The sequence below is a fragment of the Fructilactobacillus sp. X7R9C1 genome (assembly GCF_059901005.1).
This window is the reverse complement of record NZ_JBWXVG010000075.1, coordinates 1-240: the sequence shown is the minus strand read 5'-3', so window position 1 is coordinate 240 and position 240 is coordinate 1. Positions and strand designations below refer to the sequence as shown.

Annotated in this window: 1 protein-coding gene; it reads right to left on the bottom strand. The window is 31.7% G+C overall.

Annotation, left to right across the window (positions count from 1 at the left end; translation table 11 throughout):
• Nucleotides 1–207, bottom strand: a 207-nt coding sequence (locus AC6UD0_RS07485; protein ID WP_500708726.1) for a hypothetical protein, incomplete at its 3' end; no start/stop codon positions are given.
• Nucleotides 208–240: the final 33 nt, after the last annotated feature.

Below are 240 nucleotides of genomic sequence, written 5' to 3'. Positions count from 1 at the left end.
AGCAGGATTGTGTGCATCGTTAATTGAACCGTTAATACCATTAACTGTTCCATCTAAACTTTTAATTTTAGCGTCGTTTTGACTAATTAGCATACTAGTCTTGCTAAATAAATTTTTATAAGCCTTATTTTGTAAATTACGTTGATAATCAAAAATCGTTTTAGCTGTATTGTTTAACGTTATTTGTGTTGGTTGCGCAACGTCCATTGGATAATACTGGTATGCAACTACTTCAAGCTT